General features: G+C 64.6%; 27 protein-coding genes. 11 read left to right on the top strand and 16 right to left on the bottom strand.

All coding sequences use genetic code 11. The features are described from left to right. The first annotated feature begins 39 nt into the window (after positions 1-39). The 3 genes from AC1MCA_RS04245 to AC1MCA_RS04235 are packed head-to-tail and all read left to right on the top strand — an operon-like array spanning position 40 to position 3,245. The gene (locus AC1MCA_RS04245; RefSeq protein ID WP_479801460.1) at positions 40-1,377 is read left to right on the top strand and encodes an AI-2E family transporter; all 1,338 of its coding nucleotides are present in this window, start codon (positions 40-42) and stop codon (positions 1,375-1,377) included. 3 nt (positions 1,378-1,380) lie between these two features. Continuing rightward, a complete protein-coding gene (ilvA, locus tag AC1MCA_RS04240) occupies positions 1,381-2,619 on the top strand; it encodes a threonine ammonia-lyase (protein ID WP_108599140.1) in 1,239 nt (412 codons plus the stop codon). Positions 2,620-2,627: 8 nt separating this feature from the next. Continuing rightward, on the top strand, positions 2,628-3,245 hold the full coding sequence (locus tag AC1MCA_RS04235; protein WP_479801459.1) for a rhomboid family intramembrane serine protease: 618 nt from the start codon (positions 2,628-2,630) through the stop codon (positions 3,243-3,245). Positions 3,246-3,272: 27 nt separating this feature from the next. Here the strand turns inward: AC1MCA_RS04235 and greA are convergent, their stop codons facing one another. Both greA and AC1MCA_RS04225 read right to left on the bottom strand, forming a co-directional pair. Further along, complete coding sequence (greA, locus tag AC1MCA_RS04230) at positions 3,273-3,767, bottom strand: transcription elongation factor GreA (protein ID WP_108599142.1); 495 nt, start codon at positions 3,765-3,767, stop codon at positions 3,273-3,275. Positions 3,768-3,934: 167 nt separating this feature from the next. Then, positions 3,935-4,381: a DUF4307 domain-containing protein gene (locus AC1MCA_RS04225; RefSeq protein ID WP_479801458.1), complete on the bottom strand. Its 447-nt coding sequence runs from the start codon at positions 4,379-4,381 to the stop codon at positions 3,935-3,937. Positions 4,382-4,581: 200 nt separating this feature from the next. Between AC1MCA_RS04225 and mca the strand changes: the two genes are divergently transcribed. The 3 genes from mca (at position 4,582) to AC1MCA_RS04210 (ending at position 6,455) form a co-directional block, all read left to right on the top strand. Next, a complete protein-coding gene (mca, locus tag AC1MCA_RS04220) occupies positions 4,582-5,487 on the top strand; it encodes a mycothiol conjugate amidase Mca (RefSeq protein ID WP_479801457.1) in 906 nt (301 codons plus the stop codon). 115 nt (positions 5,488-5,602) lie between these two features. Further along, on the top strand, positions 5,603-5,932 hold the full coding sequence (locus AC1MCA_RS04215) for a hypothetical protein (protein WP_479801456.1): 330 nt from the start codon (positions 5,603-5,605) through the stop codon (positions 5,930-5,932). Between the two features lie 55 nt (positions 5,933-5,987). Further along, positions 5,988-6,455 (top strand): hypothetical protein, encoded by a 468-nt coding sequence (locus AC1MCA_RS04210; protein ID WP_479801455.1) that lies wholly within the window; start codon positions 5,988-5,990, stop codon positions 6,453-6,455. A 72-nt stretch (positions 6,456-6,527) separates the two neighbouring features. Here AC1MCA_RS04210 and trhA read toward each other — a convergent pair whose 3' ends face one another. Further along, a complete protein-coding gene (gene trhA, locus AC1MCA_RS04205) occupies positions 6,528-7,250 on the bottom strand; it encodes a PAQR family membrane homeostasis protein TrhA (RefSeq protein WP_479801454.1) in 723 nt (240 codons plus the stop codon). A 154-nt stretch (positions 7,251-7,404) separates the two neighbouring features. Between trhA and AC1MCA_RS04200 the strand changes: the two genes are divergently transcribed. Both AC1MCA_RS04200 and AC1MCA_RS04195 read left to right on the top strand, forming a co-directional pair. Then, positions 7,405-8,166: an isoprenyl transferase gene (locus AC1MCA_RS04200; RefSeq protein ID WP_354147340.1), complete on the top strand. Its 762-nt coding sequence runs from the start codon at positions 7,405-7,407 to the stop codon at positions 8,164-8,166. A gap of 328 nt (positions 8,167-8,494) precedes the next feature. After that, positions 8,495-9,922 (top strand): PhoH family protein, encoded by a 1,428-nt coding sequence (locus AC1MCA_RS04195; protein ID WP_108600257.1) that lies wholly within the window; start codon positions 8,495-8,497, stop codon positions 9,920-9,922. Positions 9,923-10,039: 117 nt separating this feature from the next. Here the strand turns inward: AC1MCA_RS04195 and AC1MCA_RS04190 are convergent, their stop codons facing one another. Both AC1MCA_RS04190 and AC1MCA_RS04185 read right to left on the bottom strand, forming a co-directional pair. Beyond that, positions 10,040-10,684, bottom strand: a complete 645-nt coding sequence (locus AC1MCA_RS04190) for a GNAT family N-acetyltransferase (protein ID WP_479801453.1) — start codon at positions 10,682-10,684, stop codon at positions 10,040-10,042. Between the two features lie 91 nt (positions 10,685-10,775). Then, the gene (locus tag AC1MCA_RS04185; protein ID WP_479801452.1) at positions 10,776-11,570 is read right to left on the bottom strand and encodes a hypothetical protein; all 795 of its coding nucleotides are present in this window, start codon (positions 11,568-11,570) and stop codon (positions 10,776-10,778) included. A 61-nt stretch (positions 11,571-11,631) separates the two neighbouring features. Here AC1MCA_RS04185 and AC1MCA_RS04180 point away from each other — a divergent pair, with 61 nt between their 5' ends. Further along, complete coding sequence (locus AC1MCA_RS04180) at positions 11,632-12,189, top strand: prepilin peptidase (RefSeq protein WP_479801451.1); 558 nt, start codon at positions 11,632-11,634, stop codon at positions 12,187-12,189. 228 nt (positions 12,190-12,417) lie between these two features. On the opposite strand, the gene AC1MCA_RS04175 is transcribed toward AC1MCA_RS04180, so the two are convergent. After that, positions 12,418-12,705, bottom strand: a complete 288-nt coding sequence (locus AC1MCA_RS04175) for a hypothetical protein (protein ID WP_479803511.1) — start codon at positions 12,703-12,705, stop codon at positions 12,418-12,420. Between AC1MCA_RS04175 and AC1MCA_RS04170 the strand changes: the two genes are divergently transcribed. Next, entirely contained in the window at positions 12,670-14,049 is a 1,380-nt protein-coding gene (locus AC1MCA_RS04170) for an HNH endonuclease signature motif containing protein (protein ID WP_479803284.1), read from the top strand. The genes AC1MCA_RS04175 and AC1MCA_RS04170 overlap by 36 nt on opposite strands. A 289-nt stretch (positions 14,050-14,338) precedes the next feature. Here AC1MCA_RS04170 and AC1MCA_RS04165 read toward each other — a convergent pair whose 3' ends face one another. The 5 genes from AC1MCA_RS04165 to AC1MCA_RS04145 all read right to left on the bottom strand — a co-directional run bounded on the left by AC1MCA_RS04165 (position 14,339) and on the right by AC1MCA_RS04145 (position 19,719). Next, positions 14,339-16,069, bottom strand: coding sequence for an MDR family MFS transporter (locus AC1MCA_RS04165; protein ID WP_479801450.1), 1,731 nt, complete (start codon positions 16,067-16,069; stop codon positions 14,339-14,341). Continuing rightward, positions 16,066-16,731: a TetR/AcrR family transcriptional regulator gene (locus AC1MCA_RS04160; protein WP_479801449.1), complete on the bottom strand. Its 666-nt coding sequence runs from the start codon at positions 16,729-16,731 to the stop codon at positions 16,066-16,068. Before AC1MCA_RS04160 ends, AC1MCA_RS04165 begins: the two co-directional genes overlap by 4 nt. A 185-nt stretch (positions 16,732-16,916) precedes the next feature. After that, entirely contained in the window at positions 16,917-18,338 is a 1,422-nt protein-coding gene (locus tag AC1MCA_RS04155; RefSeq protein ID WP_108600863.1) for a class II fumarate hydratase, read from the bottom strand. Positions 18,339-18,414: 76 nt separating this feature from the next. After that, a complete protein-coding gene (locus tag AC1MCA_RS04150; protein ID WP_479801448.1) occupies positions 18,415-19,029 on the bottom strand; it encodes a carbonic anhydrase in 615 nt (204 codons plus the stop codon). Positions 19,030-19,038: 9 nt separating this feature from the next. Further along, positions 19,039-19,719, bottom strand: a complete 681-nt coding sequence (locus AC1MCA_RS04145) for a DUF4245 domain-containing protein (RefSeq protein ID WP_479803282.1) — start codon at positions 19,717-19,719, stop codon at positions 19,039-19,041. Between the two features lie 218 nt (positions 19,720-19,937). On the opposite strand from AC1MCA_RS04145, the gene glpX reads away from it, so the two are divergent. After that, positions 19,938-20,960: a class II fructose-bisphosphatase gene (glpX, locus tag AC1MCA_RS04140; protein WP_181365305.1), complete on the top strand. Its 1,023-nt coding sequence runs from the start codon at positions 19,938-19,940 to the stop codon at positions 20,958-20,960. 87 nt (positions 20,961-21,047) lie between these two features. Here the strand turns inward: glpX and AC1MCA_RS04135 are convergent, their stop codons facing one another. The 5 genes from AC1MCA_RS04135 to AC1MCA_RS04115 form a co-directional block, all read right to left on the bottom strand. Beyond that, positions 21,048-22,019 (bottom strand): lipid II:glycine glycyltransferase FemX, encoded by a 972-nt coding sequence (locus AC1MCA_RS04135; protein WP_479801447.1) that lies wholly within the window; start codon positions 22,017-22,019, stop codon positions 21,048-21,050. 3 nt (positions 22,020-22,022) lie between these two features. Beyond that, positions 22,023-23,273: a mannose-6-phosphate isomerase, class I gene (manA, locus tag AC1MCA_RS04130; RefSeq protein WP_479801446.1), complete on the bottom strand. Its 1,251-nt coding sequence runs from the start codon at positions 23,271-23,273 to the stop codon at positions 22,023-22,025. An 83-nt stretch (positions 23,274-23,356) separates the two neighbouring features. Continuing rightward, positions 23,357-25,036: an LCP family protein gene (locus tag AC1MCA_RS04125; RefSeq protein ID WP_479801445.1), complete on the bottom strand. Its 1,680-nt coding sequence runs from the start codon at positions 25,034-25,036 to the stop codon at positions 23,357-23,359. A gap of 12 nt (positions 25,037-25,048) precedes the next feature. Continuing rightward, the gene (gene purE / locus AC1MCA_RS04120) at positions 25,049-25,636 is read right to left on the bottom strand and encodes a 5-(carboxyamino)imidazole ribonucleotide mutase (RefSeq protein ID WP_479801444.1); all 588 of its coding nucleotides are present in this window, start codon (positions 25,634-25,636) and stop codon (positions 25,049-25,051) included. Then, positions 25,633-26,829 (bottom strand): 5-(carboxyamino)imidazole ribonucleotide synthase, encoded by a 1,197-nt coding sequence (locus AC1MCA_RS04115; protein ID WP_479801443.1) that lies wholly within the window; start codon positions 26,827-26,829, stop codon positions 25,633-25,635. The genes purE and AC1MCA_RS04115 overlap by 4 nt, the downstream gene beginning before the upstream one ends. Positions 26,830-26,921 lie beyond the last annotated feature (92 nt).

Genomic DNA, 26,921 nt, shown 5'->3' with positions numbered 1-26,921 from the left:
CGTTTCGCATAAGGGACGTTGCTGAGGAAGTATTAGGCTATGACGCCAGCCGAGGATGCCACCCCATCACCATCGACCGCCGTCCCAGCGGTTGGACTGACCCGTCCGCCGCGGGTGCGGGGGGACCGGGAGCTTGACCAGGACATTCCATACGGAGTCCGGATCGCTGCCTCGTGGGCCTGGCGGATCGGCCTGATCCTGCTGGTGGCCGGCGCTCTCGTTTGGCTGCTCAGCCGGATCAGCTTCCTGATCATTCCGGTAATGGTGGCGGCCCTCCTGGCCGGCCTGCTGAGCCCGGTGGTGGGCTGGTTGCGGCGGAGGAGCGTTCCCAACGGTGCGGCCGTAGCCATTACTGTCGTGGGATTCCTGGGCCTGATCGCGGGCTCCCTTGCGTTGGTAGGGCGCCAGCTTGTTGCCGGGTTCAGCGAGCTGTGGAGCCAGGCGCTGACCGGGATCCAGCAGATCCAAGGCTGGCTTGCCGATGGTCCGCTGCACCTGACGGCGGCCCAGATTGACCAGTATCTGCAGGAGGGAACAGCCGCCCTGCAGAACAACAGCAGCAGCATCCTCAGCGGCGCCCTGTCCTTCGGAAGCACTGCAGGGCATTTCGCCGCCGGACTGGTCCTTGCGTTATTTGTGACAATCTTCTTCCTCCTCGAAGGTGACCGGATCTGGGCGTTCCTGGTCCGGTTGCTGCCCCGGAAGGCCCGCGCCGCAACCTTCGGTGCCGGCCGCAAGGGCTGGGCATCTATGGTCAGCTACGCCCGAATCCAGATGTTCGTCGCGTTTGTTGACGCCGTGGGAATCGGCGCAGGTGCCGCCATCATCGGTGTGCCGTTGGCGCTCCCACTGGGTGTGTTGGTGTTTATTGGCTCCTTCATTCCGATTGTGGGAGCGCTGGTTACCGGAGCCGTGGCAGTCCTCCTCGCCCTGGTGGCCAACGGGCCGGTCAATGCCCTCATCATGCTGGCCATCGTCTTGCTGGTCCAGCAACTCGAGAGCCACATCCTTCAGCCCCTCGTGATGGGCAAGGCAGTAGCCCTGCATCCGGTGGCCGTTATCCTGTCCGTGGCGGCGGGCTCCTACCTCGCGGGCATCCCCGGCGCCCTTTTCTCGGTGCCCATCCTCGCCGTAGCAAACTCAGCGATTCGCTACATCGCCGCCAGAACGTGGGAACATGAACAAGTGCTGGCAACGCCCGAAGGGCCTGTGACGCATGGGCCGGACTCCGATAACACCATTAAGGAAGTCCGGTTACCCGGCATCAGGTCCGGCCGCGGCAAGGACGCCGCAACCAGTACAGAAGCATCCACCCCTGCCGCCCGGGCCGCCACCACCGGCAAGGGCGCAGGAGCCGAATCCACCCAAGGAGAATAGTCCGTGAACACCCTCGATACCCTTCCCGTCACGCTGGACGATGTCCTGGAGGCGCAGAAGCTGCTCGAGGGGATTATTATGCGGACTCCTGTGGAGTCATCGCGTGCGCTCGGTGCCATGGTGGGCGGCGACGTCTACTTCAAGTGCGAAAACCTGCAGCGGGCCGGTTCATTCAAGGTCCGCGGTGCCTACGTCCGCATGGCCAAGTTGTCGCCTGAGGAGAAAAAACGCGGTGTCGTTGCCGCATCGGCCGGCAACCACGCCCAGGGTGTTGCTGTGGCCGCCAAGAGTCTCGGCATCAAAGCCCGTATCTACATGCCGCTGGGTGTGGCCCTGCCCAAGCTCGCAGCCACCCGCAGCCACGGTGCCGAGGTGATCCTCCACGGTCACAACGTGGATGAGGCCCTCGCCGAGGCGCAACGTTATGCCGACGAATCAGGCATGGTCTTTGTGCACCCGTTCGATAACGTGGACGTGGTGTCCGGCCAGGGAACCATCGGCCTGGAGATTCTCGAGCAGATCCCCAACGTTGACACCATCCTGATGGGCGTTGGCGGCGGCGGCCTGCTGGCCGGCGTTGCCGTAGCCGTGAAGGCAAGGGCACGGGAGCTGGGCCGCGAGATCCGCATCATCGGCGTCCAGGCGGAGAACGCGGCGGCCTACCCGCCGTCGTTGGCCGCAGACGCGCTGGTCCCGCTGAAGAAGGTCTCAACAATGGCTGACGGCATCGCCGTGGGACGCCCCGGTCAGCTGCCGTTCAGCATCATCCGCGAACTCGTGGACGACGTCGTCACCGTCAGCGAAGACTCCTTGGCGCGTGCCCTGATCTTCCTGCTGGAACGCGCCAAAATGGTGGTCGAACCCGCCGGAGCTGTGGGTGTGGCGGCACTGATGGACGGCAAGATCGAGAATCCGGGCACCACTGCTGTGATCCTGTCCGGCGGCAACATCGATCCCATGCTGATGCTCAAGGTGATCCAGCGCGGCCTGTCCGCTGCCGGGCGATACATGACCGTGCGGATGATGCTGGACGACCGGCCGGGGTCCCTGGCGACCATCGCCCGCATCATTGCCGAAAATGATGCGAACGTGACCGGCCTGGACCACACCCGTGTGGGCGGCTCCATCAGCATGGGCGACGTCTCCATCACGGTAAACCTGGAAACCAAAGGACACGAGCACTGCGAACAGGTCCTGGGGGCCCTCCGTGCGGAGGGTTTCCAACCCATAGTGGTGCACTAGGAGCAGCCATGCTGGACGCGTTGGGGGACGGAAAGCCCCGGAACAGGGAAACCACGGCTTCACGGGCCCGGGGCGGGCTGCTGGTGTCAGGCGGGTTTGTTGTCCTGCTCTTCGTCATCGAAGTGTTCAACATGCTGACCCTGCATGCTCTGAACCGGACTTTTGGGCTCAGGCCGCGGTCAGCTGACGGACTGCTGGACATTCTCACGTTCCCGCTGCTGCACGCCAACCTGAACCACCTGCTCTCCAATGCACTGCCGCTGATCGTCTTCGGTTTCCTGGTGTTCCTTTCAGGCCTCCGGGTGTTCCTGACGGCCCTCGCCTTCAGCTGGCTGGGATCCGGGCTGACCGTGTGGCTGATCGGCGACGGCGGTATCACGGTGGGTGCCTCGGGCCTGGTTTTCGGGCTGTTCGCCTTCCTGCTGGTCAGGGGATTCTTCAATCACAGCTGGCGGCAGATTCTTCTCGCAGTGGTGCTGTTCATGGTTTATGGCAGCATCCTGCTGGGAGTGCTGCCCATCATGGGCAGCTTTGTTTCCTGGCAGGCGCACCTCGGCGGGGCTGTGGGCGGACTGGTAGCCGCCCTGCTGCTGCGCCCCGCAAAAGCAAAAACGCCGGCCCCCTGAGGGGTCCGGCGTTTTCAGGCTTGGGTTTTAGCCGACGTACGGCTTGGCGGAGAGGATCTCCACCGTAATATCCTTGCCGTTCGGAGCGGTGTAGCTGAGCTTCTCGCCCTCCTTGTGGCCAACGATTGCCGCACCCAGGGGTGACTTTTCGCTGAAAACGTCCAGATCTGAATCGCCGGCGATTTCGCGGGAGCCCAGCAGGAACGTCTCTTCGTCGCCGGCAATCCTCGCAACAACGAGCATGCCGGGCTCAACGATTCCGTCATCGGCCGGTGCTTCCCCTACATGGGCGTCCCGCAGAAGGGCTGTCAGCTGACGGATACGGGCTTCGATCTTTCCCTGTTCCTCTTTGGCAGCATGGTAGCCGCCGTTTTCCTTGAGGTCGCCCTCCTGCCGGGCAGATTCGATCTTCTGGACAATATCCGCACGGCCAGCGCCGGAAAGATGGTCCAGCTCTGCCTTCAGGCGGTCAAAAGCTTCCTGGGTGAGCCAGGCTGCAGGCGCGCTGTTGGTGGTAGACACGGACTTCTCCTCTAGTGGTGATACATGCAAAAGACCCCGCCACGGTGGCCACTTGTGGAACTCAGTAACCAGCTCAGCGGGGTAAAGGGTATTGATTCATTGTAGTCAATACTGTGGATTTATCCCAACGGGTAAGCGTTGCAGATCACATCTTGCCACTCGGCCGGTCACGGAATCCAGCAGCTGTCCACCACGCCGGAAACCGACAGGGACTCCGTCCGCAGTGCCACGCGCTGGGCAACTGTCCTGCCGCCGTCGGCCGTTGCGTCTGCCTCACCGGGCGGGATGTCAACCACTTTCCAGCCCACCACGGCGAATTTGGAGTCGAGGGCCTTGATGGCGCATTTGACCGCCGTTTCCGGTTCCCGGGTGACCTGGAAATCGACCTCGGCCGCTGTGGCATCGATGGTCTTGAAGCCGATGTCCTTGAAGGTCACGTCGGAGACGGCGGAGGACGTGGAGACCCAGGCCATAAAACCAATCCCGACTGCCAGTGCACCCAGGGTAATGCCACGCTTGGCCGCGCGTGGCAGGGGTTGCTTTTTACTGCCATAACGATTGGCTAGGCTAGTGTCTGCAGGCGGGGACACTGTGGGCTGATCCTGGGTAGTCACCAATCCAGTTTAGTTCGGATCCGGGCCACGGCCGGCCGGTCCGGTTCGCTCCGCTGGTGAAGGGCCGCTCCGCCGGCAGTCCGCTTCACCGAGCCTCCCGCTCAGTTCAGTCTCAGTCCTAGTTCAATGCCAGTAGTGCCATTCACCGTCAGCCCAGTGCCCGTCCCGGCGGCCACAGAAGAATAAGGAGCCGTCCTTCGATGACAGCGTCCACCCAAACTCCGGCTCCGCTCCGGCTGCTTGCCGTACACGCGCACCCGGATGACGAGTCGAGCAAGGGTGCGGCGACCATGGCCATGTACGCCGCCTCCGGCGTGGAAGTCATGGTGGCCACATGCACGGACGGAGCCCGCGGCGACATCCAGAACCCCGCCATGGAAAGCGAACCCCACCCCAAGCGGGACATGGCAGGGGCGCGGCGGCTGGAGATGGAACAGGCCGCAAAGGTCCTGGGGATCAAGCAGCGCTGGCTCGGCTTCGCTGATTCGGGGTTGCCCGAAGGGGACCCGCTGCCGCCGTTGCCCGCGGGATCCTTCGCCCTCCAGCCCCTGAATCGCGCAGCGGCACCCCTGGTGCGGTTGGTCCGGGACTTCAAGCCGCAGGTGATTATCAGCTATGACGAAAATGGGGGATACCCGCACCCGGACCACATCATGGCGCACCGGGTGGCTGTGGAGGCGTTCGAAGCTGCCGGTGACCCGGACCGCTACCCGGACGCAGGAGAGGCCTGGATACCCAGCAAGCTGTATTACGACCGCGCGTTCAGTCCGGAACGGTTCCGGGCACTGCACTTCGCCCTCGAGGAGGCCGGCCTGCAGTCGCCGTACGCAGAGCGGCTGGCCGCGTGGCTGGAAACGGATGCCGAGGGCCACACCCCGCCACCGGGCACCCATTCCACCACCACCCAGATCGACTGCGGGGACTACTTCGAGGCCCGCGATGATGCTCTCCGTGCACACCGCACCCAAGTGGATCCGCTGGGGTTCTTCTTCGCCGTCTCACCCGAGCTGCAGCGCAGGGTGTGGCCGTGGGAAGACTACTCGCTGATCGAGGCCCGGATTCCAGTTGAATTCCCCGAAAAGGACCTGTTCGCCGGGCTAAGATAGATGCGGCAGGTTGTTCTATGCCGTGTAGAAAAGCAGTTCGGTGATCCTGGTCCGGTGGGCCGGGGTCCGGAATCCGTCGCCGGCTGCCCATCAGTTTCCACAGAAGGTTTGAACCGTGCATCACTTGCTCCTCACCCTGGCCACCACGCCCTCGCCGCTTCCCACGCCAGGCCTGCGCGAAGGCATTACTGAGGACCAGATCACCCCCGGCCTGTGGGGCTTCATCATGACGGCCTTCTTCGTCCTTGCCACAACGCTGCTGATTGTCGACATGGTCCGCCGCATTCGGCGCGTCCGCTACCGCGCCCAGGTGGAGGAAGAACGGCAGGCGGCGGCGGAAGCGGCTGACATCCAGGCTGAAGAGGAGCGGCATCCGTTAGAGGGCGGCGTTGAGGGCAGCGCGCTGGACGGCTCCGACACGAACCGCCCCGGCGCAAAGGACTAGCGGGGACCGGACTCCCGGGTCACCACAGGGCAGCGGCGCCGCAGACTTCGCCGGCGTGTTGCTCAGCTACGCAGCCCTGTCCGGTTCGGCCGACCACCGCCGCCTGGCTGACCATGTCCTCGCACTCCTGCCGCCGCTGACAAGCCGGGCGTCGCGGGCGGCCGGCTGGCTCCTGGCCATCGCGCAGGCGGCCCTTGTGGGACCGGTGGAGGCTGCCGTCGTCGGGCGTGACAGTCCTGAAAGGACTGCACTGCACCGGGAGCTGCTGAACGCGGCCAGCCCGGGACTGGTGATCGCGGTGGGGGACGGCAGCGCGGAGGACTACCGAACGGAGGACGACGGCGGCGCTGGTGTCCCGCCGTCGGACCCGACTTCCGGGGCCGGCCCCGTGCCTTTGCTGGCGGGAAAGCTGCCGGCGCCTGACGGCTCACCGCTGGTTCATCTGTGCCGCAATATGGTGTGCGAACGCCCTGTGGGGTCGCTGGAAGACCTGCGGACGCGACTCCGGGAGTTCAGCCCCTGACCCTTCGGTGCTGCCGCTGTTTACAGCGAGGGAACGGCGGGGTCAGTGGGCTCCGTTATTGAGGTTGCCCTGTCAACTGAGAACGGCGATGAGGATCGCCGCGAAATGGGCTCCGAACGCGAGCACCGTCAGCGCGTGGAACAGTTCGTGGAAACCGAAGTGCTCGTAGCTGATGTTGGGCTTCTTGAGGGCATAGAAGACTGCCCCGGTGATGTAGAGGATGCCGCCTGCGCAGATGAGGATGGCGGCCGGAACGCTCGCCGCGAAGAACTCTGGGAGGTAGAACAGGGATCCGCAGCCCAGGGCGATATAGATGGGCACGTACAGCCAGCGGGGGGCTTCGGTCCAGAGCAGCCGGAACAGGACCCCCAAGATCGCTCCGGACCAGATAACCCAAAGGAGGAGGACCGCTTTGGGCCGTTCCAGCAAGGCCCACGCAAGGGGCGTGTAGCTGCCGGCGATGACCAGCATGATATTGGTGTGGTCCAGGCGTTTCAGGACAATCTTCACCCCGGGGGACCAGTTGCCGCGGTGGTAGATGGCGCTGATGCCAAAGAGCAGGACACCTGTGGCTGCATAAATCGCCGAGGTGACCTTCCGGTCAAGCGTGGGAGCCAGCACTACCAGCACGATGCCCGCTGCGAGGGCAAGAGGCGCTGTGATGGTGTGTATCCAGCCCCGCCATTTGGGCTTGATCATCAGGAGTTCGGCCAGCCGGACTGCTGCGTCATCGACAGCGCTTGGGCCGCGGTCCGATTCGGGGGCGCGGCGGCTGTCGGGAGTCTGGCTGTTCATGGCTCCAGAATATCCTCCGTTCCAGTAAGTTACCTATGAGTAACAAGAAATCGGGGTTGTCGGCGCGGGGCTTGGCACCCTCGGGCGTGCCCCGGACGGTAGCCTAGGATGTGCAATGCCGTCGAACAGCTACGGAAGGCAGGTGAATCTCCTCGTGGAATTGCCCGGGTTCCTCTATGGCTTCTACGAGAGGCGGCTGCTCAGGGACCTCGCCGGAGACCGCATTCCCAGGCATATTGGCGTGATGGTGGACGGCAACCGACGCTGGGCCAAGCAGTTCAATGCGCCCACCAGCCAGGGCCACCAGGCCGGCGCGGACAAGATCCACGAATTCCTCGGCTGGTGCCAGGAGCTGGGCGTCAAGGTTGTCACGCTCTACATGCTCTCCACGGACAACATGAGCCGCTCCTCGGAAGAGCTGGACCTCCTCATGGGGATCATCGCCAACACGCTGGACCGCCTCGACGAGGACGCCAACATTTCGGTCAACGCCATGGGTGCGCCTGAACTCCTTCCCGATTACCTGGCGGAGCGGCTGAACAAGCTGACGGCGCGGACGCCGGTGCACGAGAAGATCCACGTCAATGTGGCAGTAGGGTACGGCGGACGCCGCGAGATCGTTGATGCCGTGCGGGAACTGCTGCATGACGCCGTCGCGAAGGGTTCGGATATTTCTGCGCTCGCGGACACTCTCTCCGTGGATGACATATCCCGCTTCCTGTACACCAGGGGCCAGCCTGATCCGGACCTGGTGATCCGCACCTCCGGGGAGCAACGGCTGTCCGGGTTCCTGATGTGGCAGAGCGCGTACAGCGAGTTCTACTTCTGCGAAGCCCTGTGGCCGGCTTTCCGGAAGGTCGATTTCCTCCGCGCCTTGCGGGACTATGCCGGCAGGCAGCGCCGCTTCGGAACATGAGGCGCCGCCCGCGGTCGTTCGCCGTTGTCCTGACCAGGGTGCAGGCTCCAGGCGTCCGGCCGTGACCGCCTGACCTCGCCTCACTCCTGTCGGTGCCGTTCATCCGGAATTTACCGGCCGGCAACAAGAATCGCCGACGGATGAAAAGGGAATTTATTGGCTGTGGATTTACGTTGTAACCATCAGCAGGCAAAACCGCCGGCTGTTCGGGGAGGCCAGTACATGGAGCGGATTTTCGCACCGGTTGTATGGGAGGCCGGATCCGGCCTTCAGGCCGAACCGCCTCACCAATAACAATTCCGGGCGTGTGCCCGGGGCTGGAGTCGATGTGGCTACTTCTGAACTACTGCCCGAGGCCGTTTCCGCGGGACAGAAAGCTACCTCTCGCGCCACGCGAGCTACCCCAATAACCGGTTCAGCAGATGAACGATCTGCGGCCGGTTTTGTTGTCTCCGGAAGGGAAGCCACCATTAGCAGCTTCGTTATTGACACGTCCGTTCTGCTCTCGGATCCGCGGGCGCTGCTGCGCTTCGCCGAGCACGAAGTCATTGTTCCCATTGTTGTCATCACGGAACTTGAGGGAAAACGGCACGACCCCGAACTCGGCTACTTTGCGCGCAAGGCGCTTCGGCTGCTCGATGATCTCCGGGTCAAGCACGGCGGCCTGAGCCAGCCCATCCCCATCGGGGACGACGGCGGCACGCTCATGGTGGAACTGAACCATGTTTCCGCTGAGGTACTGCCGTTGGGGTTCCGAAGCGGCGACAACGACAGCCGCATCCTGGCTGTGGCGAAGAACCTGGCCAACGAGGGCCGCAACGTGACGGTAGTGTCCAAGGACCTGCCCATGCGCGTCAAGGCATCCGCCATGGGGCTGACAGCCGACGAGTACCGCAACGAACTGGTGAAGGACTCCGGCTGGACGGGGATCGCGGAGGTGGAGGCCACCGAGGAAGAGGTCTCCACGCTCTACGGCCACGAACCGGTCTTCATCCCCGCCGCTGCCGAAATGCCCGTCAACACCGGCCTGGTGATTCTCTCCAACCGCGGCTCCGCCCTGGGCCGGGTTGGCTCCGACAAACAGGTCCGGCTGGTCAAGGGCGACCGTGACGTCTTCGGCCTGCATGGCCGTTCCGCTGAGCAGCGGCTGGCCATCGACATGCTGATGGATCCCGCCGTCGGAATTGTTTCCCTGGGCGGCCGGGCCGGCACCGGCAAGTCCGCTCTTGCTCTGTGCGCCGGCCTGGAAGCCGTCCTGGAGCGCCGCGAGCACCGCAAGGTCATCGTGTTCCGGCCCCTGTACGCAGTGGGCGGCCAGGAACTTGGCTACCTGCCGGGTTCCGAGTCGGAAAAGATGAACCCCTGGGCACAGGCGGTCTTCGACACCCTCGGCGCCCTGGTCAGCCAGGAAGTGGTGGAGGAGGTCATGGACCGCGGGATGCTGGAAGTCATGCCGCTGACCCACATCCGCGGACGCTCCCTGCACGACGCCTTCGTGATCGTGGACGAAGCCCAGTCACTCGAGAAGAACGTCCTTCTCACCGTCATGAGCCGCATCGGCCAGAACTCCAAGATCGTCCTCACCCACGACGTCGCCCAGCGCGACAACCTGCGCGTCGGACGGCACGACGGCATCGCCGCCGTCGTCGAAACCCTGAAAGGACACCCGCTCTTCGGCCACATCACCCTGACTCGCTCCGAGCGCTCGCCCATCGCAGCCCTCGTAACGGAACTCCTGGAGGGCGCCGAGATCTAGCCTTCCCGTGGGTGCCCGGGTCAACCCTCCTCAGCGTGCTGGTTCCTTCATCGCCTTTGACGCACGCTGCCGGAAGGCTGGCCCGGGCACCTCCGGCAGCTGGAACCGCGTACTTTTCTACGCCCCGAGGAACTTGGCGGCTGCTTCGTGGCCTTCCACCTTCACGGTCCAGTCCGGGCGCTTGAAGGTTTCCGGGGTGACACGGACATTCTGGACTTCCTTCATGACGCCGCCCCACGACTTGCGGGCGACCCCGTTGAGCTCATAGCCCAGCGCGCGCGACACGCCCAGTGAGGCGGCGTTCCAGACGGCGGCTTCCGACTCCGCCACCTCTCCTCCCAGCCAGTCAAACGCGTAAAGCACGACGGCGGCCCGCATCTCCTTGCCCAGGCCCTGGCCCTGGGCGGACTGCCTGAGCCACGAGCCCGTGCTCACGGTCTTCAGCGTTGCAAAGTCCTTCGCACCGATGTCCTGGCAGCCGATGAACTCCCCGTCGAGCCAGATCCCCAGAAGCAGTGTCCAGTCCTCAGGGGTGAATCCGCCCCGGCAGCGCCAGTACCACCGTGCCATGTTGGGCCCCAACTCCTCATCCGGAAGTTCCGTCCAGGGCATGCTGAAGGGATTCCGGCCCTGGGGATGGATGCCACTCCGGGCGGCAGCGACCGCGGCAGGTATGTCGTCGTCGGTGATGGGCCGCAGCACCAGCCGGGGTGTGGTCAGCGTGAGGCCAAGGACGGGCCAGAGAGAAGTCAGCGGGGTCATCAGGGAAGCGTAGCCCACTGTTCATCAGTGCCGGCCGCAAGCCGTCCTGGTGTCGCCGGCGCCCGTGGGGGGATTCGGTCCTTCGGTGGATTCAGGCGGAGATGTCCCAACTGATGTGGCGCCGGACGTCCGTGAGGTTCATGGACTCCGCCAGGAAGAGATCGTCCAGCATGTACTCGTCGACCGCGATGATTCGAAGCCAGTGTCCGTAGTCCGGCGTTGCGGATTCCAGAGATTGGCTTGCCACACACACGGCCGTCTGCAGGTCGATCCTTACCCGGTTCCTGCCGGGCTGGCACAGCGGGGCGGCAGAATCAGCGGGGCGGTAGGAGACCGTTGGGGTGACAAGAGCCTCGAGTGCCGGCCGTCCCTCGTGCTCGATCCGCCGGACTTCGCTGATTTCCAGCGGGTTGCTGCCCGGAAATTCCAGGGGCACGGGAGCGTTGCCGGCCAGCTCCACAGGATCGAGGGCAGCCGAAAAGCGGCCGTTACCGAAGCCTGGTTCGCCGTACGCAGCCTCGGGGCGGCGCCTGACCAGCCCGCCGTCGTCGTAAACGGGCGCCACCAGATGCGGGGGAAGCAGCCACGACTTCCGCGTGGCGCTGATGTAGAGCCCGTCCTTGGAATCATTGATTCCAGTTGTGCTGTGGAGGACCAGTCCGTCCGAGGTTTCCAGCCGGAGCGCGCCCGGCCTGCGCAGCCACGCGCGGACCAGCGGCGCATCGGCGTCGGGGGCCTCGGGAAATGGTTCGTCCCAGTATTCGAAGCGAAGGCTCTGCCATTTCCAGGGTGAAGACCTGCAGAGATTCCGGAACACCGTGGTCAGGTCCGCGGCCGGTTTGCCGCTGTCCGGATCCGGCCGGCGCCTGGTGTCCCATGTCGACATATCCACAGTTTACGCGTGGGCGCTGCCGCGCGGACCGGCGGAATCCAGTAGCATCCGAGGGGTGATCCGACGACTGGACGAACTTTGGGATGTGGCCCCGCTGGCCTTCTGGCTGGTCCTGGCAGCGTGCCTCTATTTTGTGGTGATGGCTGCCTGGCTGACCGTCATCGACGTGCGTCACCACCTGTTGCCTAACCGGATCGTCTTCCCGTCCTACGCAGTGGCTGGAGTGCTGCTTGTGACGGCCGCTATCGTCCTCGTGGTGGCCGGCCCCGGGGCCCAAGGGGCTGCACTTGAGGGTGGCGCGGAGATCCTGGGCGTACCGGCACTGCGCATACTTGGCGGGGGAGCGGTCCTCTGGGTCTTTTATTTTGTCCTGCGGCTGGTCTATCCGCCAGGAATGGGATTCGGCGACGTGAAACTGGCCGGAGTTCTGGGGATGTATTTGGGCTACCTCGGCTGGGGCCACGTCTTCGCCGGCACCTTTGCAGCTTTCCTGCTGGGTGGGCTGTGGTCCATTGCCCTGCTTGCGGCACGGCGCGGCACCCTGAAGTCGTCCATACCGTTCGGCCCGTTTATGCTCGCCGGTGCGGCTGCTGCCATGTTGCTGCCCGCCTGAGGTCTGCGGTTGCCGGCAAGATTTTCCCGGAGTGAGCGGATGCTTTGCGGGGCTCACCCGAGGTGAGCCGTTCCCCAGGAAGTCCGGGGCAGGAAGTTCCCGGACCATTGGACGCCTTTACGGCGCCCGCCCGATCGCAGCCAAGCTCGCGTTCACGCGACGTGTCCACCCGTTCACCAGCTTGTTCGCTGTGCTGAAGCATCAGTTCCCGGGTTATCCACATAGGCCTTAGTCCACACCGAAATTGTCGGTGCCCCGCAGGATGATGGGGGTATGGAAAGCATGACGGCGGATGAGGTGTTGGAGCGCATCATGGCATCCGCCGCTGTCCCCGTCGTTGCCGCTGTCCCCGTCGTTGCCGCTGGCCCCTTCGTAGCCGCCGGCCGCGTCGTTGCCGCTGACTGTGCCGTTGCCCCGTCCGCGTGCCTTGGGAGTTCCGGTGGCGGTGACTGTGATGACGGAGCCAAGGATGACGTAGCCCTGGGTGAGGTGCTGTTTCTGTCGGATCCTTTGCATCGGCGGAAGGATGATTGTCTGGACCGGTTGGCCGGGATTGCCCGGCTTGAGGCCCGGACGGCGGCGGAGAAGGTCCGCGTACTCGCGGAATTAGTCGAAGTCTGCACGGCGTTGGACCCGCCGGCGCTGTCGCCGAAGGAGGCCACCGCGCAGGAAATGGCGTTGGTCGCGGAGGTCGCCTGTGTTTTGACGGTCGGCGAACGGACCGCCGGGGCCCTGCTGGCCGAATCCCACGCCCTGATCACCGATTTGCCGTTGACCCTGTCCGCACTCACGGCCGGGGAAATCTCGTGGCAGCACGCCCGGGTGATGGTGGATGAGACCAGCAACCTTGACCGCGCCGCAGCGGGGGCGTTGGAGGGGCACTTCCTGGACCCTGACGCACCTAACCCGGCCCGCGGCCCGGTCGGGGAACTGGTCGCGTCCCGGTTCCGGCATAAGGCCCGGATCTGGCGGGAACGGCACCACCCGGTCAGCATCGAAAAACGCCACACCCGGTCTGTGGCGGACCGGCGGCTGGAATACCGCCCGGACCGGGACGGCATGGCCTGGCTCTCGGCGTACCTGCCCGCGGACCAGGCCGCCGGGATCTGGAACCGGGTCACGGCCGCGGCCCGGGCGCTGCAGGGCCCGGACGAGGACCGCACCCTGACCCAGATGCGCGCCGACACCACCGCGACCCTGCTCCTCGAAGGCACAGGTGAGATTGCCGGCCAGCCGGGTGGGGGCGGAACCATGGGTGGCGGCAAGGGCGGAAGTGCCGTGGGGCGGGTCCCGGTGCCGCGGGCGCAGGTCCTGGTCACCGTGCCCGTCATGTCGCTCCTCGGTGCCACGGATGAACCGGCGATGCTGGACGGGTACGGTCCGATCCCGGTGACCATGGCGCGCAGGCTCATCGCGGACGGCGCCACCTCCTTCCACCGGGTCCTGATCGACCCCCGGGACGGTGCACCGCTGGAGATCGGACGGACCAGCTACCCGGTCACCAAAGCCCAACGCCAATGGCTCAGGCTCCGGGATGGGAAGTGCCCGTTCCCTGGTTGCAGCAACGCCTCCCTGGACAACGAAGCGGACCATCTCCTCGCCTGGGCGCACGGCGGAACCACCGGGATCAGCAACCTCGCCCAGCCGTGCCCGAAGCACCACAAGCTCAGGCACAACACCGGCTGGACACCCGGACCCGCCACCACGACCGAACCACCGGGCTGGATCTCACCCACCGGCAGACACTACGCCAGCGAACAACCCGACTGGGAACCACCATTGTTACCGGAACACCTGCTTCAGGAGCTAAGCAGTCTTCAGTCCAGCGTTGCCGAAGCACGGCCATGCCCAGATCCTTGAATCGGCATGAACCAAAATCCAGGCGGGACGCCGAACGTTCGTTGGATAGCCTGACACACAGCAGGGGCGCCGCAACCCCCAAAGATTGCGGCGCCCCTGCGGGTCTATTTGTCCTGCGGGTCTATTTGAACTGCGTGAGTCAGGGAGTCAACAGCTCAGCCGCTGAGTTGTGCCGTCCGGTCGGCCGTCCCGTCCGGCCAATCCCGTCCTGCGGTCAGCCGGTCGGCCGTCCCGTCGGGTCGGTTGCCCCGTCCGGTCAATCGGCTATCCCTGTCAGCCTCCTGGTCCGTCACCGAGGCTGGGAAACGAGTTCGCCGTCGTCGTCCTTCATGACCTCAGAGCCGTGACCAGCATCAGCCTCGGAAGTGCCGTTCTGCTCGGGAGCAGAAGCCTTCCCGGCTTGTCCGCTAAGCAGGGCCAAGTGCTCCGCCTCCAGCCGGTCGGCTTCCTCTCCGCCCACAGCTTCACCGCGGGCCACCATTCCGGCAGTGTCCGAGAGCGGGATCTGCTTGAGTGTGATGGCCAGGAGCAGCGCCGCAGCGATGAATGGAATGAGGTACCAGAACACCGGCGCCAACGACTCGGCGTAGGCGTTGACGATGGCGTCCCGCAACTGCTCCGGAAGCTGGCTCAATGCCTGCGGATCCAGGGTGCTGGTGGACTGTGACGCCTGCTCTGCTGATGCGCCGGCCCCGGTGAACGCGATGGTCAGGGACTCGGACAGCCGGTTGGTGAAGATTGCACCGAAGACCGCCACGCCCATGGCTGCGCCGACTTCGCGGAAGTAGTTGTTGGTGCTGGTGGTGGTGCCGATCTGATCGGCGGGCACCGAGTTCTGAACCACGAGGACAACTACCTGCATGATCAGGCCGAGGCCTGCACCAAAGATGAACAGCTGGACGCAGATGACCCAGATGGGGGTGGATGCCGTCAGTGTGGTCATCCAAAGCATTGCAGCCATGGTGAAGGCGGCGCCAAGAATGGGGAACATCTTGTACTTGCCGGTCTTCGAGATCCGGATTCCCGAGTAGATGGAAGTGCCCATCAGGCCTACCATCATGGGCAGCATCAACAGGCCGGACTCGGCGGCGGAAGTGCCCGAGGACATCTGCAGGAAGGTGGGCACAAAGGCGATCGCAGAAAACATGCCCAGACCCAGGGTGAATCCGATGGCAGTGGCGTTGAGGAAGATCGGGTTCTTGAAAAGGCTCAGCGGAATGATGGGATCCTCCGCGCGGCGTTCCACCATCACGAAGGCAGCAGCGGAGATCACCAGTCCCGCGCCGAAGGCCCAGGTGAGGGGTGAATCCCAGCCCTCGTCCTTCTTGCCGCCACAATCCGTGAAGAAGATCAGGCAGGTGGTCGCGGCGGACAGCAGCACAACGCCCAGGATGTCGATCCGCTTTTCAGCCTTTTTGTTCGGCAGCGTCAGGGTGAACCAGGCGATGGCGAAAGCAGCGATACCGATGGGAATGTTGATGTAGAAGGCCCACTCCCAAGTCATGTGGTCCACGAAGAAGCCGCCGAGCAGGGGGCCTGCAACGGCGGAGAGTCCGAAGATGGCGCCCAGCGGGCCCATGTACTTTCCACGGTCTTTGGCGGGGACGATGTCCGCGATGATGGCCTGTGACAGGATCATCAAGCCGCCGCCACCCAGGCCCTGGATGGCGCGGAAGATCACGAAGCCCCAGAAATTGGTAGCCAATGCGCAACCAACCGAAGCCAGCGTGAACAGGGCGATCGCAACCAGGAACAGGTTGCGCCGGCCCAGAGTGTCACCGAATTTGCCGTAGATCGGCATCACGATGGTGGTGGCCAGCAGGTAGGCGGTGGTGATCCACGCCTGGTGCTCCACGCCGCCGAGCTTGCCCACGATGGTGGGCATTGCGGTGGAAACGATGGTCTGGTCCAGGCTTGAGAGCAACATGCCGGCAATGAGCGCGGAGAATATGATCCAGATGCGTTTCTGGGTCAACAGCAGCGGTCCGGCCGCTGCCTTGGGACTGACAGTGGTGCTCATGAGTGTCCTTCTGCGGGTAAGGGTTCTTCGAAGTTTTGGGAAAAGAGCTGGCGGGCGGCGGAGATGTTCTCCAGCAGCAGCTCACGGTAGGGGCGCGTATTGCCATCGGAGAAGTAGGTCCAGCTGCTCTTGCGGGCGATGTTCCCCAGGAGGACCACGGCCATCTGGACCACCGGATGCTCCGGGGCAACGCCTTCGCGGAGGGCCAGCACACGGGCGAATTCGGCCTCGCGCTCCTCAGTGGCGCCGATGATCCTCAGCATCAGCTGGGGTTCCTTCTTGATAACGCCGATCAGCTGGCGCGTTTCCTCTTCGGAGGCGGCCATGTTCTCGGACAGTTTCAGGGAGAGGACGATCAGGTCCTGGAAAAGCGTGGGGGAGATTTCGCCGGGCGCGGATGACCCGCCACGGGCAATGAAATCCTCGATGACGTCCTGCGGAATCTCATCGTCGACATGGCCAAGGATGGCGTCTTCTTTAGTGGGGAAGTAGTTGAAGAACGTCCGTCGGGAGATGTCCGTCTGCTCGCAGACTTCTTCCACCGTGTAGCCGTTCAGTCCCCGTTCGGCGGTCAGTTTCCGCGCGACGGCGGTAATGGCAGCGCGCGTCGCCGCGCGCTTCCGCTCGCGAAGGCCGCCCTCTATAACTGCACTTTGATTCACAAAGTATATGTTTGCACTATTCAGAATTAAGTGCAATTTTAGGAAGGCGGCGGCGCCGGGAGCCCAGTAGAGGTACGTACAGACCGCCGGAACCCGGTTAACGACGTCGGCCGCCCACCTTCATGCGGAAGGTGGGCGGCCGACGTCGCGCCTAAGCGGAGCGAAGCCAGGGAGGCGGCGGGGACTCAGGCCTTGTGCGGCGGGCGCGTCATGGACATAACGTCCAGTGCGGTGTCCAGCTGCTCTTCGGTCAGCTCACCGCGCTCCAGGAAGCCCATGGCGATGACGGTCTCGCGGATGGTGAGCCCTTCGGCGACGGCCTTCTTGGCGATCTTGGCCGCGTTTTCGTAGCCGATGTGCTTGTTCAGCGGGGTCACAATCGACGGCGAAGCCTCGGCGAGGAAGCGGGCGCGCTCCACGTTGGCGGTGATGCCGTCAATCATCTTGTCGGCCATCACACGGCTGGTGTTGGACAGCAGGCGGACGGACTCGAGCAGGTTGGCGGCCATGACCGGGATGCCGACGTTCAGCTCGAAGGCGCCGTTGGTGCCGGACCAGGCGATCGCGGTGTCGTTGCCGATCACCTGGGCGCAGACCATGATGGACGCCTCGCAGATGACGGGGTTGACCTTGCCCGGCATGATCGAGGAGCCCGGCTGCAGGTCCGGGATGGCGATTTCGCCGAGGCCGGTGTTGGGGCCGGAACCCATCCAGCGGAGGTCGTTGTTGATCTTCATGAAGGAGATCGCGATGTTGCGCAGCTGGCTGGATGCTTCGATGAGGCCGTCGCGGTTTGCCTGGGCCTCGAAGTGGTCGCGGGCCTCCGTCAGGGGGAGTCCGGTGTCAGTGGCGAGCAGTTCGATGACGCGCTCCGGGAAGCCGGCGGGGGTGTTGATGCCGGTACCAACTGCCGTGCCGCCCAGCGGAACTTCAGCGACGCGGGGGAGCGAGGCGTTGATCCGCTCGATGCCGTAGCGGACCTGGGCTGCGTAGCCGCCGAACTCCTGGCCGAGGGTGACCGGGGTGGCGTCCATCAGGTGGGTGCGGCCGGACTTGACGACGTCCTTGAACTCCACGGCCTTTCGCTCCAGCGACTCGGCAAGGTAGCCAAGCGCCGGGATGAGGTCGTTGATCAGGGCCGAGGTGGCGGCAACGTGAACGGACGTGGGGAAGACGTCGTTCGAGGACTGCGAGGCGTTGACGTGGTCGTTCGGGTGGACAACTTTGTCGCTTCCGGCGGCCTTGAGGGCGCGGCTTGCCAGCTCGGCAATAACCTCGTTGGTGTTCATGTTCGAGGACGTGCCGGAACCGGTCTGGAAGACGTCGATCGGGAAGTCGCCGTCGTACTTGCCGGCAGCTACCTCATCGGCAGCGTCAGCGATTGCCTTGGCAAGCTCGCCGTCGAGCACTCCCAGTTCAGCGTTGGCCTGGGCAGCAGCCTTCTTGACGCGGGCGAGCGCCTCGATGTGGGCGCGCTCCAGGGTCTTGCCGGAAATGGGGAAGTTCTCAACTGCACGCTGCGTCTGTGCACGGTACAGGGCGTTCACGGGGACGCGGACTTCGCCCATCGTGTCGTGTTCAATGCGGAATTCTTCAGTGGAAGTCATGGGGCTAGCTTAGGGCGATTGGCGGCCCGGGCTAAAACCGTGAACCGCATGCTACGGGCGGTGCGTTGGCGAGTGCCTAGAGCTCGCCAATGCCTGAAACCACGTTCGCCCTGCCTTCGACGAGGCTGTACGAGAGGCCGATGACAGCCGCCCTGCCCTTTTCGATTGCGTCCGAAATCACACGGGAGCTGTCCACCAGGCGCTGTGAAGTCTGCTTCGTATGCTCCACCACCATGTCATTGACCTCATGCTGGTCATTCCGCATGGACGTCAGCACCGAGGGGGTGATCCGCTCCACGAGGTCCCTGATGAACCCCGTGGGCATCTGACCCGTCTCGACTGCGTCCTTGGTGGCGCTGACCGCGCCGCAGCTGTCGTGTCCGAGGATCACGATCAACGGCACGCCCAGGACACTGACGCTGTACTCCAAAGAGCCCAGCACGGCGTCGTCGATGACCTGGCCGGCCGTGCGCACCACAAAGGCGTCGCCGAGGCCCAGGTCAAAGATGATCTCGGCCGCGAGCCGGGAGTCGGAGCAGCCGAAGATCACGGCAAAGGGATGCTGGTTTTCCACCAGCGAGGAGCGGCGTGAAGCATCCTGGTTCGGGTGCGAAGACTCGCCGTTGACAAAACGTTCGTTACCTTCGCGCAGACGGCGCCAGGCAAGGGCAGGGGTCAGGTAAGTAGCCACGCGCCTACTTTACGGTGCGCTACCGGCAGAGGGTGAAAGTGTGACGGCCGGACTGCCCTCCATGGACTTCACGACGGCGGCAGCCAGGACAGCGAACTCGTCCAGCTGCGCGCTTCCCGTCAGGACAACGGTGGTTCCACGGTAATCGAGCACCATGGACTTCTCGCCTTTGCCAGTGTCCCGCAGCTCCCATTCCTGACCGCCGGCGCTGCGCGTTCCCGTGACGGGGGCGCTCTTGGTCTGCTGGACAAGCCAGGTGGGGTTGGGCTGCCGGGTCTGGACCAGGCCGATGAAGGAATCCTTAGGCGTCAGGAAGCCGACTTCCCACGTGGGAACGCCGCTGCCGCTGCCAGACTCCCAGCGGGCGTAGTTTGACGTGAAGGTGTTGCCCGTATCCGGTGCCACCGGTGTGAATCCCGCCACATCCGTTGCGTTGCGGGCCACCTCGCCGACATTGATGTCGGGCCGGAAGCCGTCGCTCTTGGGAAGCGGATTCATCAAGACGATGGGCAGGAAGGCGGCGATGCTGACCACCAGGGCGATGATCATGCCGATCACGGATGCGTTGGCCCGCTTGGCCGCGGCAGCCGGAATGACGGGGCGTACGGGGCCGGATTCGCCCGCGTTGACGTCCCCGTGCCGGCGTCCGGAGTCGGTGGGGTCTGGCCCGGGGCTGGTTTTTTCCTGCATTTCACTCACCCCTCTATAGTCGCGCATGATCGGGCTCAACCCACATTCGGGAGCGGCGGACCTGCACAGATCCCATGTTGCGGAGCCGCGTCATGGCGCACCCGGAAGATGGCGCCGCGACTATGATCAGAAGCAGAGGAATCACCGCATGGCTGAATCCGGCCGAGCGGGTCCAATGATCGCCACTCGAAGAAGAGGTTCACGTGTCACCTACGCCCATGACCCAGCAGTATTCCACGATCTCCCCGTCCCTGGCCGTGGGAATCGACGAGCCGGACCGCAACCTTGCACTCGAGCTCGTCCGCGTCACCGAAGCCGCGGCCATCGCCGGTGGCCACTGGGTGGGCTTCGGTGATAAGAACAAGGCCGACGGCGCCGCCGTCGACGCCATGCGCTCCTTCCTTGGCACGGTCCACTTCAACGGCGTTGTGGTTATCGGCGAAGGCGAAAAAGACGAAGCCCCCATGCTGTTCAACGGCGAACACGTTGGTGACGGCACAGGCCCCGAGTGCGACGTCGCCGTGGACCCCATCGACGGAACCCGCCTGACCGCGCTGGGTATCAATAACGCACTTGCTGTCCTGGCAGTGGCTGAGCGGGGTTCGATGTTCGACCCCTCCGCCGTCTTCTACATGGAGAAGCTCGTCACCGGCCCGGAAGCCGCCGACATGGTTGACCTCCGCCTGCCGGTCAAACAGAACCTGCACCTGATCGCCAAGGCCAAGGGCGTGAAGGTCAACCAGCTCAACGTCATGATCCTGGACCGCGACCGCCACCGCCCGCTGGTTGAAGAGATCCGCGAAGCCGGTGCGCGCACCAAGTTCATCATGGACGGCGACGTCGCGGGTGCTATTGCCGCAGCCCGTTCCGGTACCGGCGTTGATGCCCTGATGGGGATCGGCGGCACGCCGGAAGGCATCGTTGCAGCCTGCGCCATCAAGTCCCTGGGCGGCGTTATCCAGGGCCGCCTCTGGCCCACCAGCGACGACGAGAAGCAAAAGGCCATCGACGCCGGCCACGATCTGGACCGCGTGCTCTCCACCAACGACCTCGTCTCCAGCGACAACTGCTACTTCGCGGCCACCGGCATCACCGACGGCGACCTCCTCAAGGGCGTCCGTTACTCCAAGAACACGGTCCTGACGCAGTCCATCGTCATGCGCTCAAAGTCCGGCACCATCCGCTTCGTTGACGGTGAGCACCAGGCCAGCAAGTGGGAAGGCTACGCCCGCAAGAACTGACTGGCCCCGCACCGGTAAACGCCAGAGGCCCTGGATCCACACGGATCCAGGGCCTCTGGCGTTGGTTGGGTCGGGTGAAACCCGGCGTTACGTCGTCTTCCGGGCCCGAAGGGCTGCCCTCAGCGAGATGATCCTGTCCCGCAACTGGCGGGTCAACTGGTAAGCGCTGTAGCGGAGCTTCTTCACCGGGAGATCCCAGGTTCCCGGGTAAGCCACCTCGTAGCCGCCGAAGGACTTCTTGAACGCGGTGAAACCTGCCCATTTGTGATCGGACGCGTTCTCCGGTGCAACCCCCCACAGATCGATGTGCTTCAGTCCACGGTCCTTGGCATCGGCCATCAATGTGACCAGGAGCGGAATCCCGGCGCTGAGTTTCCGGTGGGTGTCATCGAGGGCTGCATGGGCGTAGGTGCGGGTGTCAGCGGAGTCGTAAGCCAGCGCCGCGGCAATGGGTTCGCCGTGGAGTTCGGCCACGAACAGCGTCGCCGCGCCTGCCGGCATCAGGGATGTTGCAACCTGGGTCAGGTACTCGTCGCTTTGGGGCTTGAAGCCATTGCGGCGGGCCGTCATGTGCAGGAAATTGAGCAGGATCCCTATCTCCTCCGGATCCTGCGAGGTCCGGAAAGTGACACCTTTTTTGTGGATGTTCCGGTAGAGGTTCCGGTTAACCGGCTTCATCTCCGCCAGGACTTCCTTGAAATCACGGTCAAGGTCAACGATCCACGTGAGTTCAGGCTGCTGGTTCACTGGCGCAGGCTGCAGGCCCCGCCGGCGCAGTTCCGCTGCGGCGGACGCCGGCTCAAGCCCGGCGGAAACAGGCTCGATACGGACAAACACGGCCCCGATGGAACGTGCCGTTTCCACCAGGGCGGCAAGGGCGGCGTCGAACGCGGCAGCGGACGAGGCCACCGGCCCGTAAGGGGCGTACAGCACCTTGCCCGCAGCGTTCTTCTCCTCAACGGCCAGGAAACTCCAACCGGGGCCGGATTGCTGATGGATGGTGCGGCCGAGAGAGGACAGGGTGTCCCCCCAGGCCGGCGTCTGCAGGAAATACTCCACCGGTCAGGCCTTCATGGACGTGGTCACGGCGAAGGCAATGGCCGTTTCCTCCGACCCGGTCACGGGGTGGACGTTGACGGGCGCTTCGGAAGCCGGCAGGAAGGCGCTGCCGCCGCGGGCCAACTGCAGGTCGCCCTTGGGGGAGTCCAGGTAGATCGAGCCTTGGACCACAATCACGACGGCGGCTCCCGCCTGCGCCAGCGGAACCGGAGCGCCGCCGGGGGACAGTTCGATCCGCTGAAGCTGGAACTCGCGGAAGGGAGGCTGATAGAGCTCCTGGCCGAGGCCGGAAACTTCCGGTGTGAGCATCGGAACGGCCACCGGCTTAAACTCGACGGTCCGCAGCAGCTCGGGAACATCGATGAATTTCGGTGTCAGGCCGCCGCGGAGCACGTTGTCGGACGAGGCCATGACCTCCACGCCCAGGCCATGCAGGTAGGCGTGCACGTTGCCGGCCGGGAGGTAGACAGCCTCGCCGGGTGCCAGGGAGATCCTGTTGAGCAGCAGCGAGATCAGGACGCCCGGATCCCCTGGATACTTCTCGTTCAGGCTCACTACCGTGGAAAGCTCTGCCTGGTACGGCGTGAGGGGTGCTCCGGAAATCAGGACCGAAGCCACCATGGCAGTGGCGTGCGAGACTGCCATGCCGCCGGTCATCAGCCGTTCGAAGGCCCTGCGGATGCCGTTGCCTTCGTCGGGGTCCGCAAGGTCTTCAAGCAGCTGCCCAAGCACCGGCGGAATCTCCGTCCCCGCCAGGTCAAATGCCGCGGAAAGCCGAAGCAGGATCTTCCGGGTCTCTGCTGGGGCCCGGAACCCGCACAGCGCTTCGAACGGGGTCAGCGCGAAGATCATTTCCGGCTTGTGGTTCTCATCGCGGTAGTTCCGGTGGGGTGCGTCCAGCGCGACGCCCTCTGCGTTCTCCCGGGCAAAGCCGGCTTTGGCCTGCTCAATACTGGGGTGGACCTGGAGGGACAACGGCTGGGCGGCGGCAAGGATCTTGGTCAGGAAGGGCAGCCGGGGGCCGAACTCCGCCAAGGATTCGCTGCCCAGGAAGTGCTCCGGATCCTCGGCGATGAGCTGGTCCAGCGGAATGTCAGAGCCATCCGGCCGGCGGACCAGCGAAGCGTCGCCGGGGTGGGCCCCGATCCAAAGCTCGGCTTCAGGGTTGCCGGACTCCGGGCGCCCCAGCAGGCCGGCAATAGCCGTGGTGGAGCCCCAGGCGTAATCGCGGAGGGCATTTTCGATTTCGTACACAGCCGGTGTCCATTCTGGTCTACTGGTCGTCAGGTGTATGGGGCTTGCAAGGGAGGTGGGTTGGCGGTGCGGCAGGCGGTCACCTACAGAGGCGCGCACTGGCCGTTCGTGGCTACTAACGCGCGGAGCGTCTGTTCGTCGCCCATGCTCTTGAGCTGGTTCAGCAGCTCCTCGGTGATCGGCTCGCCGTCGGGTGTTGTGGTGACGGGAGTGAAGTCCGACGACGGGGCCGGCGTTTGCTGGGCGGGGTTCCATCCCGCTGCCAGCGGGGCAGTGGCCAGCAGCAACCCTGAAGCCTGCAGGCGTCCGCCCGCTGCGGATGCCTGGACCATCGAGTCGGCCTGCAGGCCGACGGCCCGCGTTCCCCCCGCCCCTGCAGCAGCCTGGGGTCCCGACGCTGAAGCGAGCAGTTGACTTACTTTGTCGTGGATGACATCGAAGTCCGGGACAGTGGAGAAGGAGGCGTCAAAATCGGGCGGCCCGATGGTGAGGCGCTTGACGTCCTGTCCCTTGGCTTTGATGGCCAGGTCCACGAAACTCCCCAGCTGCGAGGAGGAGATGTTCGAATCCACCACCTTGGTTCCGGCACTGGCGATGTCCTCGAACTTCGACAGGAGCGTCGCCGGATCCAGCTGCTGGAGCATGGCCTGCTGGACGCACTGCTGGCGTGCGATGCGGGCGTAGTCGTCAACGAATTCGCGTGAGCGGCCGTACCAAAGGGCGTGATAGCCGTCCAGCGTATTGTCCCCGGCCGGGATCCAGCCCAGCGGCATGCCGTGGATGCCGCTGGCCTCGTCAATGGTTTCGCCGCTGATCGGGACCCAGCCGCCGGCCTTGATCCGGATGCCGCCCATGGCATCGATGAGCTTGGCGAAGCCGTCCATGTCCACCAGAACGTAGGCCTGGACCGTGATGCCGAGGCTCCCCGAGACGGCCTCCAGCGTGGCCTGCGCACCCGGGTCTGCGACGCCGGGGTAGAGATCGGCGTGTTCGTTGGTGACTTCGGTGTTGATGGCGTTGATGAGGCAGCCATCGCCGCAGTCGTAGCCGTCCGGGTAGATCTGCCGCATGGGGGAGTCCTCGCTGAACTGGGCGTTCTGGAGGTTGCGGGGCACGGAGATGATGGCAGTCTGCCCGGTCTTGGCATCCACGCTGAGGACAGAAAGGCTGTCCGGACGGCGGCCCGTACGGTCGTCACCGGCGTCACCGCCCATCATCAGGAAGTTGTAGCGGCCGTCCACAGGCTCGATCGAAGGTCCTGCAGAGAAAATACTGCCGATGGCATTGCGGCCAACATTGAGCAGGTACGCGGCATAGCCAAGCGTGCCGCTGCTCAGGATCAGCGCAAGGACCAGTGCGATGCCCACGGCGGGACGGGCTTTGTGTGCCAACAGGACCGGGCGGATCAGCCGAAGGGTATTGATGAAAAGCAGTGCCCACCCCAGTGCGAGTGCCACGAGGGCCAGGACGATCACCAGGGAAGCGAACGGGTTGGCGATGATGTTGATCAGCAGGGACCGGTTCAGGAGCAACAGCAGCCCAGTGGCTACCAGCAGGGCCCACACAGCAAGCGTGACGCGGAGGGTAATGCGGCCGATCCTTCGGTCACCGGCAACAATCTGGGCACTGCCGGGAACCAGGAGGGTCATGAGGACCAGTACGAAGCCACGCTTGGTCCGCAGAGGTTCCGAGGCCGCGGACGGATAGCGCACGGGATCGGTCATGGAGGCCCCTGCTGAGGGCTGCTGTTCGCTTCTGGACATCTTCGGGATACCTTAGCTGCTGCCCCGGAGAACACCGTTGCCGTCAGCGAAAACCTCACTGACTTTCTGCCTGAGGTTCGCTCCCTTCCGGGTGGCCGTGTCGTTCAGCTCCTGAGCAAAATCGAGGAGATCGGCGCGGAGCGACGCGGCCAGTGTGTCCGTGCCTGCCGCCAGGATGCGGACGGCCAGGAGGCCGGCGTTGCGGGCCCCGGCGATCGAAACGGTGGCCACGGGGACCCCTGCCGGCATCTGCACAATGGAGAGCAGCGAATCCATGCCGTCGAGGGTCTTCAGCGGCACCGGCACGCCAATGACAGGCAGTGGCGTGACGCTTGCCAGCATGCCGGGAAGGTGTGCAGCACCGCCGGCACCGGCAATGATGACCCGCAGCCCGCGTTCGTGGGCGCTCTGGCCGTAGCGGATCATTTCGGTGGGCATCCGGTGGGCGGAGACGACGTCGGCTTCAAAGGGAATGCCGAATTCAGCCAGCGCATCGGCTGCGGCCTCCATCACAGGCCAGTCCGAATCTGATCCCATCACCAGGCCGACAAGCGGTCTGTTCGTTGTGTCTGCAGCGCCGGACGTGGATTCGATGGTCATGCGTTCTCCTCGGAAATCCGTACTGTTTCTTCAGCCGGCACCCGGCCGTCGCGGATGATGGCGGCCACCCTGGTGGCACGTTGCCGGACTGAGTCAACATCGGCTGTGGAACTGCCCACAAGGTTGACATGGCCAATCTTCCTGCCAGGCCGGACCGACTTGCCGTAGCAGTGGACCTTGGCCGCAGGCTCGCTGGCAAGGGCGGCAGGAAAGGCGGAGAACAGGTCCTGGTTGTCGCCGCCCAGGAAGTTCTTCATGACCACCACGGGTCCCAGCACGTCGGTGGCGCCGAGCGGAAGGTCCAGGACTGCGCGCAGGTGCTGTTCAAACTGGCTGGTCACCGAACCGTCCTGGGTCCAGTGGCCGGTATTGTGTGGCCGCATGGCCAGCTCATTGATGAGGAAGCCTGCTCCGCTTCCTGGTGTTTCGAAGAGCTCCACCGCCATCACGCCGGTCACGCCGAGTTCGCTGGCGATCCGCAGCGCGGCGTCCTCGGCCGCGGCGGCAACCTCCAGTGGGACGCCAAGGGCGGGAGCGATGACCTCGTCGCACACGCCGTCCACCTGGATCGTGTGGACTACCGGCCACGCACGGGCTTCGCCGCCCGGGGTCCGTGCCACCAGCGCGGACAGCTCGCGGCTGAAGTCGACCTTCGCTTCGGCGAGGAGCGGGCTCATGGCCTCGAACCACTCAGCGGCGCCGGCGGCGTCGTCGGCGGAGTCAATGATCCGCACACCCTTGCCGTCATAGCCGCCGCGGGGCATCTTGAGAACAACCGGCCAGCCTGTCTTATCGCCGAAGGCCACCAGCGCGGCGACATCGGGAACCGAAGCCCAGGTGGGGTTCGGCAGCCCCATGCCGTCGATGGCCGCCCTCATCACCAGCTTGTCCTGTGCGTTGACAAGGGCGTCCGGGCCGGGCTGCACGTTCACTCCGGCGGCCAGAAGCTCGCGGAGGTGGTCCGTCGGGACGTGCTCGTGGTCGAACGTCATGACGTCCAGGCCATCCGCGAAGTCGAGGAGCGTCTGCAGGTCTTTGTAGTCACCCACCGGCGAAGTGGATACAGCCGACACCGCCGAAACGTCCTCCGCCTCAGCGAGGACACGGAGTTCAAAGCCGAGGGCGGTGGCGGCAGGGGCCATCATGCGCGCAAGTTGGCCGCCGCCAACCACGCCGATTACTGGAAAAGTCACATATGCCAGCCTACAGAAAAGCTCAACGGATCCCGGCTTTCAGACGTCGCGGGGGCCGGATTTCGGGTAATCCTGCCCCCTTCCTGCCGGGC

Source organism: Arthrobacter sp. BK1 (genome assembly GCF_056680055.1).
The sequence above is the reverse complement of the archived record's forward strand: the minus strand, read 5'-3'. Positions and strand labels throughout refer to the sequence as shown.

Coding starts and splice junctions, on each gene's coding strand:
- AC1MCA_RS04245 (WP_479801460.1), top strand. CDS start 40: ATGACGCCAGCCGAGGATGCCACCCCATCACCATCGACCGCCGTCCCA.
- AC1MCA_RS04235 (WP_479801459.1), top strand. CDS start 2,628: ATGCTGGACGCGTTGGGGGACGGAAAGCCCCGGAACAGGGAAACCACG.
- mca (WP_479801457.1), top strand. CDS start 4,582: ATGACAGCGTCCACCCAAACTCCGGCTCCGCTCCGGCTGCTTGCCGTA.
- trhA (WP_479801454.1), bottom strand. CDS start 7,250: ATGAACAGCCAGACTCCCGACAGCCGCCGCGCCCCCGAATCGGACCGC.
- AC1MCA_RS04190 (WP_479801453.1), bottom strand. CDS start 10,684: ATGACCCCGCTGACTTCTCTCTGGCCCGTCCTTGGCCTCACGCTGACC.
- AC1MCA_RS04185 (WP_479801452.1), bottom strand. CDS start 11,570: ATGTCGACATGGGACACCAGGCGCCGGCCGGATCCGGACAGCGGCAAA.
- AC1MCA_RS04175 (WP_479803511.1), bottom strand. CDS start 12,705: ATGCAAAGGATCCGACAGAAACAGCACCTCACCCAGGGCTACGTCATC.
- AC1MCA_RS04165 (WP_479801450.1), bottom strand. CDS start 16,069: ATGAGCACCACTGTCAGTCCCAAGGCAGCGGCCGGACCGCTGCTGTTG.
- AC1MCA_RS04155 (WP_108600863.1), bottom strand. CDS start 18,338: ATGACTTCCACTGAAGAATTCCGCATTGAACACGACACGATGGGCGAA.
- AC1MCA_RS04145 (WP_479803282.1), bottom strand. CDS start 19,719: ATGCAGGAAAAAACCAGCCCCGGGCCAGACCCCACCGACTCCGGACGC.
- glpX (WP_181365305.1), top strand. CDS start 19,938: ATGACCCAGCAGTATTCCACGATCTCCCCGTCCCTGGCCGTGGGAATC.
- AC1MCA_RS04125 (WP_479801445.1), bottom strand. CDS start 25,036: ATGTCCAGAAGCGAACAGCAGCCCTCAGCAGGGGCCTCCATGACCGAT.
- purE (WP_479801444.1), bottom strand. CDS start 25,636: ATGACCATCGAATCCACGTCCGGCGCTGCAGACACAACGAACAGACCG.